Here is an 8,686-nt window from a genome sequence, read left to right on the forward strand (position 1 = left end):
TTAACTTCGAAGACCCGGTATCGGCCAGCACGATCCGGCCGCGCCCGGACGCCGTGTCGAGGCGGCCGTGTGCCGGGTACAGCCGATCCCCGCGCCGGCAGTCCCGCGCTGGAACCCCGAATGGGCCGAACACCGGCACGTCGACGCAGAAATACCCCGCATGGCTGCCCCGGAAGAGCCCGTCCGGCCCAATGACGATGTCCAGATAGAAATCCCGCAGCCCGCCGGACCCCGGGCTCACCCGCTCCAGGGAGCACCAGCGCCCGGCGATCCGCGCTGCTTCCGCAGGCTTCTGGGGCCTCGCCCCGCCGCCCCTTCCCTCCGCCACGTCTCGCCCGCAGGTCCCGGAGGCAGGCGTTCCGGTCTCATGGGTTCCCGGTCGGACACCGCTTGCCCCAGGCCGGCCGCCGGCCTCCCGGCGGCGCTCGATCACCTCCGCAGCCAGCTGGGCAAGGGCCCGCAATACCTGCCCGCTCCCGCTTCCCCGACTCATGCGACCGCCATCCCGATCATCGCAGCCCCGGACCCCGGCGCGGGCATGTCCTGTTCCGCCGTACCGTCCCCGGCCCGGCAGCATCGGTCCCGCCGCCCTTCCTCAAAATCCCGGCAGGATGTTGTTGAGAGCTTTCTTGAGTGAAGCCCCATACAGCGTCGTCTGGCTGCCAACAACAGTCACACTGCCTTCTGTCACATTCACGAAGGCGGGGCTTACGGTCGCCTTCAGGCTGCCGGGACTTTGGAGCATCGAAACTTTCATGTCAATCGATCTGGCCACCAGGCGCGGCATCAGTACATGCTCGTCCATGAGACTCACCCGAAAATACTGGGCGGCATAGTTCTTCAGTTCCGAACAACATTTTGACGCCAATTCGTACGTTACATTTTCCGCCACCACCATCGCCAGCGTGATAGCCGTGGTCTCGCTGATCCTGGCGGTCGGCCTTCTGAATCTCTGCACGGTGGACGAAAAATGGTAGACGACAGCCCGTGTGCCGGCGAGAAGAGTCTCCATGCGGATGTTCCTGCGCTGTTCGGCGCGGCGGACGACCTCGTCGACGTACTGCTGCGGGGTCCATGTAGCGGCCCGGTCCGCGGCCTGTCGGGTGTGCTGGTCTGGCTGGGAGACAGGCCGGCTCTGCTGCTGCGGGAGCTGCTGCGGCGAGCCGACTGGTGCTGGTCTGGCTGGGAGACGGTTCGGCCGGGGAGGGTGAGGCTGGACGCCGTGCGGACGAAGGCAGCGGGTCGGGGTGCTTGCTCTCCCGGGCGAGGCGGCGGGCAGCGGCGACCGCGCCGAGGGCGACCGCCATGTCCGGGTCGTCCACCTGGACGACCGGGCGCCCGGTGTGTCGCTGGATGTGCTCGGTGACGGTCGGCAGCCGGCAGCTTCCGCCGGCGGGCACCACGGCCATGATCTGGTCCCAGCTCAGCTCGGCGGTGGCGCGGATCAGGTCGCACTCGGCCAGGGTCCGGTCGATCAGCGGGCCTACGGCCTCGGCCAGCTGACCGCGGGTGAGGGTGAACGGCTCCGGCGGGTCGAGGACGGTGAGAAACTGGTAGGCCTCTGGCTGGGTGGCGAGCGTGCACTTCAGCCGTTCGCAGTCCTCCCGCAGCAGGATGCGGCGGCGCAGCACGTCCTCGTCGTCGGGGTCCCCGTCCAGCACCTTCACGCTCTGCGGCAGGCGTTCCCGGACGAGCCTCAGGATCGCCCGGTCGAAGGCGCCGCCGCCCAGGTCGTAGACCAGCACCGGCAGCCCGGTCTCGGAGAGGCGGGTGCTGCTCAGGGCGTGCAGCGCTGCCGCGGACGGCTCCGTGACGAGCTTGGTGCGGGCCGGGTCGAATCCAGCGACCTTGGCGGTGCGGCGCATCAGGTCGCGTCTGGCCCGCTGCCAGCTCGCCGGGACGGTGATGACCACCTGCTCCGGCTCGCCCTCGCCGGCGATGCGTTCCTCAGCGCAGGTGCGTAGGAATCGCAGGACCTCGGCGGCGAGATCGTGCGGCTGCAGGACACGGGCGCCCAGCATGCTGGGGATGTCCGTGCCAAACTCGCGTTTGAACTCGGCGCGGTAGTACTGCGGGTACTGCTGCCGCTGGTGCTCCGCGGCCGCTCCCACCGCCAGGCTGCCGTCCGGCCGGCCGCAGACCGAGGTACGGAACGAGGTCTGGCCGTAGGACGAGGACGGGTCACGGATGGTGAGCACGGAGCCGTCTGGCCGGCCGATGACGACGGCGGAGTTCCAGGTGCCGAAGTCGATGCCCAGCACCAGGCCGGGAGTGACCGTCATCGGACGGCCAGCGCGTCGACGCGGTCGAGCAGGTGCTGGCCGACGGCCAGCCGGTCAATCAGCACGGCGCGGCGCTCGTCGCGGGCCTGCCCGGTGGCGGCGTGACTCTCCCGCAACCTGCGCCGGGTCGCGCCAAGCGCGTCCAGCTCGGCACCCAGCAGGTCGGCGAACTGCTGCTCCACCCGAAGCCGGGCATGGGCGGCACCTACGTCGAAGGTCTCCAGGGCGCTCCTGGTGGCCGTCACGACCTGGTCGTGCAGGCTGCGCCGCAGCTCCTGGACGGCGCGGGTGGAGGCGGCGCGGCGCTGGTCGAGCTGCGTCCTGACATCCTGGAAGGCGTCCTGGAAGGCGGTGCCCAGCTCGATCACCGTGTTCAGGGACTGGAACGGGCCGCCGGAGGATGACGACTCCGCCCCGAAGGAGCTGACCGGCCCGCCGAAAGCCGTGGCCATGCCGCGGCCCATCACGAACCTGACCAGCAGGGAGGCGATCTGGGCCGGCGGCGTGTTCCGGGTGACCGCACCAGCGACTATCTTCATACGCTCACGCAGTGTCACCCGCTGTTCGCGGGCCGCCCGGACGATCTCGTCGGTGTCGGGCACCGGGATGTCGGCTGCGTCCACCAGACTCCCGGCCTCGATGCCAAGGGTGTCCGCGTTGGTCGGTGGGAGATGCCTGGAGCCGTCGACGGAACCGCCGGCCGGGCTGGCCGTGCCGGTGTGGGCGGCCAGCGTCTCGTAGGCGTTCCGGGCGATGACAGCGACAGCGCGCCGAGCCTGGTCGGCCGCGGTGGCGAGGGTGCGGGTGCACTCGACGGCGGCCGCCCGGAGCCGTTCGATCTCCGCACCCGGTTCGGCGCCATCCGCCGCGGCGAAACCGGTCGGAGCGATGCCGGCCAGGGCGAGGGCCTGCGCCGCCGCCGCGAAGTCGGCCGCCAAGGCATCCCGGACCGGGGGGATCCGCTCGGCCCAGATCGCCTCCAGCACGCTGTGCCAGGACGCCTCCGCGGCGGTCAGGTGCCGCAGGCGTTCCTCAGCCTGGTCGAGGTCGGCGGTGGCCCGCTGCCAGGGCGCATCGTCGTCCATGATCTGCAGCTCGTCGCGAAGCGTGGCCTGGGCCGCGGCGAGCGCGCCCAGCAAGCCGTCGAGGGCGCGGTCGAGCCGCGCGGCCTCGGTACGCGCGCCGAGGCCCTCCCACAGAGCCTCTTCCAGCTCGGAGAACCCGGATCTGGTGTCCGGCCCCGGGTCCGGCATCCCGGACCCCAGCTCCTCCAGGTACTCCAGCCGGCGGTAGGTCGACACAGGAAACACGGGGCTCTCCGACCCGTGCTCCCCGGCTAGGCCTGCGATCTTGGTGCGGGTGTCCCGGACAACGATCTGCGGGTCCCGGACCTTGTCGGTTTTCGTCACCACGGTGAGGACGGTGTCGCAGGCCTCCAGCGCCTCCCGCAGAAACCGCAGCTCGCCAGTGGTGAGCGGCTCCACCGCGTCCACCACGAAGACGAGCACGTCGGCCCGGCCGAGGTGGCTGCGGGTGATCGCACTGTGGGCCGGGTCCAGGCTGCCGATGCCAGGCGTGTCGACGATCACGATGCCGGAGCGGAGCCGCTCCACAGGTGCCTCGATCCGCACACCCGCCACCCGCCGCCGGTTGCCGGGGTTGCCCTGCTCGACGACATGTTCCGGGAGCTGGTCCACCCCGATCTCGACCTCGGTCTCGGCGCCTTGCCCACCCGTGCCGCCGCCACCAGCAGCGGGTTCCCGGCGGCGCACCCAGGCACGGTCGGCGGGCCCCCAGGCAAGCGCGGAGACCACACACGTCGCCACGTCGACGTCGGACGGGAACAGGTCCGGCCGGCCGACCAGGGCGCCGACCAGGCTGGACTTGCCGCGTTTGAACTCGCCGCAGACGACCACGTGCCGCCGGTCGGACGCCAGCCGCTCGTGGTCCTCCCGCAGCCGCCGCCGCACGCCCGCCCCGACGAGATCGGCGGTGGCCACCTCGACCTCGTCGGACAGCTCCAGTACCGCGCGCCGGACCGTGTCGAGTCCGGAGCTCCTCGCGGCCTCGGTTCCTTCCCTGCTCTCCGGGGACTTCTCGACAGCCCTGGGAATCCCAGGCATCGGCAGGCTGGTTTCGGTCATGCCGGTGCTCCCGTGTCGGTCACTGCGGTCGTCGCGGCGGCCTCGGCCTCGGGATGGCCGAACACGGTCACCTGCTGCGGCCGCAGCAGGTCGTCACGCCAGCGGTAGCCGGGGCGGATGGTCGCCGCGATGTGCCCGGTGAGGTCACGCCCGGCGGTGTCCGGGGCCGGGCGCCGGTTCAGCACCTCGTGCCGCCGCGGGTCGGCCGGGCCCTCGTCCCGGACAGGATGCACCTCGCAGACCGGCAGCAGATCGGCGAGGGACTGGCGCACCCACGCCAGCGCGGCCGGGTCCAGCGGCGCGGAGCCGACCTGCCCGACCAGCACGTCCAGCCGGTCCAGCACGTCGATGACCCGCAGGGCCACCGGATGCGGCTCCTGCGCGCCAGGCTCTGCGAACCCGTCCCCGTCCCCGGGACGGGAGACGACCCCGACGGGAGCCGCGGCGACGGGAGCCGCGGCGCCGCTCCGGGCCGAAGCGGTCTGATCGAGGTGCCGGTTGCCGGCCCTGACGAGCGCATCGATCTGGCGGGCCAGGGCGTCGAGTTGGCGCGTGAGCGCGACCAGCCGGTCGACCACCCAGGACGGAACGCCGTCGGTGTCGTGGCCACTCTCCGGCCCGCGCCGCCGTGCCAGCCCGCGCAGCAGGCCGGTCATCGCGAGCCCCCCGCCGGTGCTGTCCTGATGGACCCCTTCATCGTTTCCCCGTCCCCTCGTTTTCCGCCATCTCCGAGTCGTCCGCCGTCTCGCCGTCGGCGTGTTCGTCGTAGGCGAGCAGAGCCCGCGCACGGGCGATCAGGTCGGCCGCGTCGGCCGCGCGTTGCCGCAGCCGGCTGTAGCAGCCCAGCAGGGTGCGGGCCGCGCCCTGGGTCGCCGCGTCCAGAGTCGGGTCGGCCTGCCGGCGCGCCCACACCTGGACGCGCCGTTCCGCGGCGGCGACCAGCTCCGCCGGGGTGGCCGCGGCGGGCAGGCCAAGCCGGTCGGCGCAGCCCCGGCCGTGCTCGCCGGTCACCCGGAGCACCTCCTCGGCCTCCGCCGCCGTCAGGTCGAGATCGCCCCGGTAATGCGCGGCCAGCAGATCGAGCTCGTGGAAAGCCGGCTCCTCGGCACGGGCCCGTTCCAGTTCCTCCGCCAGGTCCTCGACCATCTCCGGCACCAGCCGGCCGGCCCGTACGACCCTGGTCCGGGTGCGGACGAGCACCGCGTCGACGTCACGCAGCCCGCCGTCCATCCTGATCAGATCTGCCCGGTTACCGAAGTGCCCAGTCAGGACGCGACGCAGCTGCGCCACCCCGCTGTCCCGCACAAGCTGGGCGCGCAGGGCCTCGGGGCCCAGCCCATCGCGCAGATACCGGGCTGCGAGCAGCACGCCCCAGCCGCCCAGCCGGCCGTGCACCCACTGCCGCGCCTGCTGGGGGACATCGATCCCGGGGCAGCTCGGGGCGGTGAACCGGTCGGCGTCGGCCAGGACCCGGGCCAGGCGCGGGGGCTCGATGGCGGCCAGATCGGCCAGCACGGCGAAGGCGTCGTCGGGCAGCGTCTGGGCGCCGGCGGCTGCCAGGCCGGCGACCGGGAGCACACTGTGGAACAGCCTGCGCAGACCCGGATCGGCGGCGTAGCGGGCAGCGACGACGCCTGCCGCGGCCATCGGGTCGAACCCAAGCAGGTCCCGGTCCGGCCCCGGCGGCGGCGGCCAGTACTGGTCACATCGGGTCAGCACACCGAACGCCCTGATCGGGGTCACCGCAGCCGCGGCCTCGCCGAGAAAGTCGACGACCGCTGCCCGTCCCTCGTCCGACAGCGCGCGGCTGAACAGATAGACGATCGCGTCGGCCCGGTCGAGCTCGACCATGCTCTCCGCGTGCACCCGCCGCGCGTCCCCGCCAGAGGCCGCCAGCACCCGCTCCGCCACGGCCTGCTCGGCCGGGTCGGCGATGCCCAGCGCCGCCAGGGTGTTCGCCGAGTCGGTATGGTGCACACTCCCCAGGCCCGGAGTATCGACGAGCCGGAACCGCCGCAGCATGGGGATCGGCAGGCCCACCTCCACCTTGCGGATGTCAGCGAGCAGCTCGTCCGGCGTGCCGTCCCGCGTGGTCAGCCGTTCGAGCAGCTCGACCGGGTGCCGCTCGCGCCGCCCGTCCCGCCGGTGGACGATCATCGCGGGGACGTCGCTGTAGTGCATCTCCTGGACGTTGAAGGTCAGCTCCAGCCGCCCGGTGGCCGCCGCCTCGTACCCCAACAGGGCATTCACCGCGGTGGACTTCCCCGCCTTGATCCGCCCGACGACCGCGACACGCATCGGCTCATCCCGGCGCAGCACCACCCGCCGCACCACCGCGAACAGGTCCGCCAGCTCGTCGGACGCCCCGCCGTCCGGACCTGGGTTCTCGGCCGCGAGCCGGTCGACCAGTCGGTTGAACACGTCACTGTCGACAGCGCCGCTCACGGGATCCGCCACACCGCTCACCGGCCGCCACCAGACCTGATCAAGCACTGGACACGGTCGACAGCCTGGCCGCGCCAACGGGACCCGGCACAGCCCGCGGCTCCCAGGTCTGTGCGGAGAACGCGGCGCAGGGCGGGTGCCTGGCTGCTCTGCCCCGCGTTCCAGTCGACCGACGACGGCTGGTGTGCCATGGTCAGCACGCGCCGCGGATGAGGCATGCGTGCTCTTTCCACCACGTGAGGACGACTCCCGGAACCAGATTCTCGTGAATCGCGACGATGCGCTCGGCATCGAAGGACCAGTTGATCTGGAAGAGGCCACCGGGCAGTAGGCCGCAGACTCTACGACCGACCGAGTTTCCCCCGACCTGCGCGTACCACCATCCATTCACTGCCTGGTTGCATTCCGCATGAGCGGCAAGCGACCGCGTGGCGACCGTCAGATACTCCAGCAGGTGAGAGTCCCGGAGATAGGGGACGTAATGAAGTAACAAATACGCGATCGAGAGCATCATCGCAGGTCACAGGCCTGTGGAGGGTTTGAAACGCGCAAGTTATTTCATTTCGACTCCATACCGGAGGAACTGCATCCGGAAGTAGCCCGCGGTCGTCTTACAGCTTATTGCTGCCCAGGCGTTCCACGGCTCTCCTTCCAGATTTGTCCGGGCCTCGCAGGTGCCCAGATCTATCTGGTACGGGTCGAGCATATTGTAGATTTCCCGGTGACGGGCCTGAAGGGACGCGGGCAGCGTAGGCGTCGTCGCCTGGCTTCGGGGAGAGACGGTGACGCTGACCGACTGGCGGCGGTGGTTCGGCTGGTCGGACTCCCCGGCGGTGGCAATGATAGCGAGGGCGACCGCGGGAATCGCGGCGAGCAGCAGAACAGCGACGAGCACCCAGCGGACCCGGCGAGACCGAGACCTGGCCGGTCTGCCCCTGTTCTCCGTCGGCTTCTTCGACTTCCTCTGTTTCCCGGACCGCGGCCAAGCGGTAGATGCCGTGGCGCCCGGTTGGCCATCCGCCGACGGATCCCAGCCCTGTGCCCAGGGGCGGACGGTGGCGAGCTGATCGGGCTCCGCCAGAGCGTCGGAGCCATGATCGGCGGTGGCTGTGTGATCCGCGGCTGTCTGGGTCCGAGGGGAGCGCGCGGGCGCGGCGAAGGCCGGCTGTGGCATCTCGGCCGGCCCTGTCGTCGATGGTTGCGCGGGTTCCTGCGCGGACGGAGCAGGCGGAGCCGGAGACGCGGGATGCGTCGCCGCCGATGCGGGGCTTCGTTCCGTGGCCTCGCGCAGGTCGTCGGCGAGCCGGACAGCGAAGCCCGAGCGACCGACCCAGCCCGGGCCGAGGGTCTCGGTGACCGCATGCGCGAGGTCGAGAGCGAACGAGTGGGCGTCCTGGTGGCGCTGCCCCGGGTCCTTCGCCAGGGCACGCATCACGACCTCGGCCACCATGGGCGGCACACCGGCCGGCGGGTCGGGAGGCGTGTTCAGATGCTGCAGGTAAAGAGCCGGCAACGACAGCTGCTGGAATGGCGGCGCCCCGGTGAACAGCTCATAGAGAACGATTCCCAGGGCGTAGATGTCGGTGGCAGGGCCCAGACGGTCGCCGGAGATCTGCTCGGGTGCCATGTACTTCGGGGTGCCGACGACAGCGCTGGCGGTCGCGGCCGTCCCCGCGAAGATCGTCGCGATACCGAAATCGGTGACCTTCAGCGTGTCGGCGACATCAAAGAGAATATTGTCCATCTTGACGTCACGATGCAGCACCCCCTTGGGTAAACATTCACCTGCTTTAGTGATCTTGCTGTAGGTGACGG

8 protein-coding genes are annotated in these 8,686 nt (G+C 71.0%); all 8 read right to left on the reverse strand.

The genetic code is table 11. The features are described from left to right. Positions 1–241, reverse strand: a 241-nt coding sequence (locus ACY5KJ_RS14190; protein ID WP_462203560.1) for a hypothetical protein, incomplete at its 3' end; no start/stop codon positions are given. Between the two features lie 354 nt (positions 242–595). Next, positions 596–805 carry a hypothetical protein gene (locus tag ACY5KJ_RS14195; RefSeq protein WP_462203561.1) on the reverse strand — a complete coding sequence of 70 codons (210 nt, stop codon included), beginning with the start codon at positions 803–805 and terminating at the stop codon, positions 596–598. Further along, positions 759–2,282 (reverse strand): Hsp70 family protein, encoded by a 1,524-nt coding sequence (locus tag ACY5KJ_RS14200; RefSeq protein ID WP_462203562.1) that lies wholly within the window; start codon positions 2,280–2,282, stop codon positions 759–761. The genes ACY5KJ_RS14195 and ACY5KJ_RS14200 overlap by 47 nt, the downstream gene beginning before the upstream one ends. Next, entirely contained in the window at positions 2,279–4,426 is a 2,148-nt protein-coding gene (locus ACY5KJ_RS14205; protein ID WP_462203563.1) for a dynamin family protein, read from the reverse strand. The genes ACY5KJ_RS14200 and ACY5KJ_RS14205 overlap by 4 nt, the downstream gene beginning before the upstream one ends. Next, positions 4,423–5,082 (reverse strand): hypothetical protein, encoded by a 660-nt coding sequence (locus tag ACY5KJ_RS14210; protein WP_462203564.1) that lies wholly within the window; start codon positions 5,080–5,082, stop codon positions 4,423–4,425. Before ACY5KJ_RS14210 ends, ACY5KJ_RS14205 begins: the two co-directional genes overlap by 4 nt. Positions 5,083–5,119: 37 nt before the next feature. Continuing rightward, positions 5,120–6,871, reverse strand: a complete 1,752-nt coding sequence (locus tag ACY5KJ_RS14215) for a dynamin family protein (RefSeq protein WP_462203565.1) — start codon at positions 6,869–6,871, stop codon at positions 5,120–5,122. A 193-nt stretch (positions 6,872–7,064) separates the two neighbouring features. Further along, complete coding sequence (locus tag ACY5KJ_RS14220) at positions 7,065–7,385, reverse strand: hypothetical protein (RefSeq protein WP_462188581.1); 321 nt, start codon at positions 7,383–7,385, stop codon at positions 7,065–7,067. Between the two features lie 39 nt (positions 7,386–7,424). Further along, a partial coding sequence (locus ACY5KJ_RS14225; protein WP_462203566.1) for a serine/threonine protein kinase occupies positions 7,425–8,686 on the reverse strand: 1,262 nt, incomplete at its 5' end.

This window comes from Frankia sp. CcWB3, assembly GCF_977927595.1.

Excerpts from the sequence above, each read along its gene's own strand:
- ACY5KJ_RS14195 (WP_462203561.1), bottom strand. The coding sequence starts at position 805 with ATGGACGAGCATGTACTGATGCCGCGCCTGGTGGCCAGATCGATTGAC.
- ACY5KJ_RS14200 (WP_462203562.1), bottom strand. The coding sequence starts at position 2,282 with ATGACGGTCACTCCCGGCCTGGTGCTGGGCATCGACTTCGGCACCTGG.
- ACY5KJ_RS14205 (WP_462203563.1), bottom strand. The coding sequence starts at position 4,426 with ATGACCGAAACCAGCCTGCCGATGCCTGGGATTCCCAGGGCTGTCGAG.
- ACY5KJ_RS14210 (WP_462203564.1), bottom strand. The coding sequence starts at position 5,082 with ATGACCGGCCTGCTGCGCGGGCTGGCACGGCGGCGCGGGCCGGAGAGT.
- ACY5KJ_RS14220 (WP_462188581.1), bottom strand. The coding sequence starts at position 7,385 with ATGATGCTCTCGATCGCGTATTTGTTACTTCATTACGTCCCCTATCTC.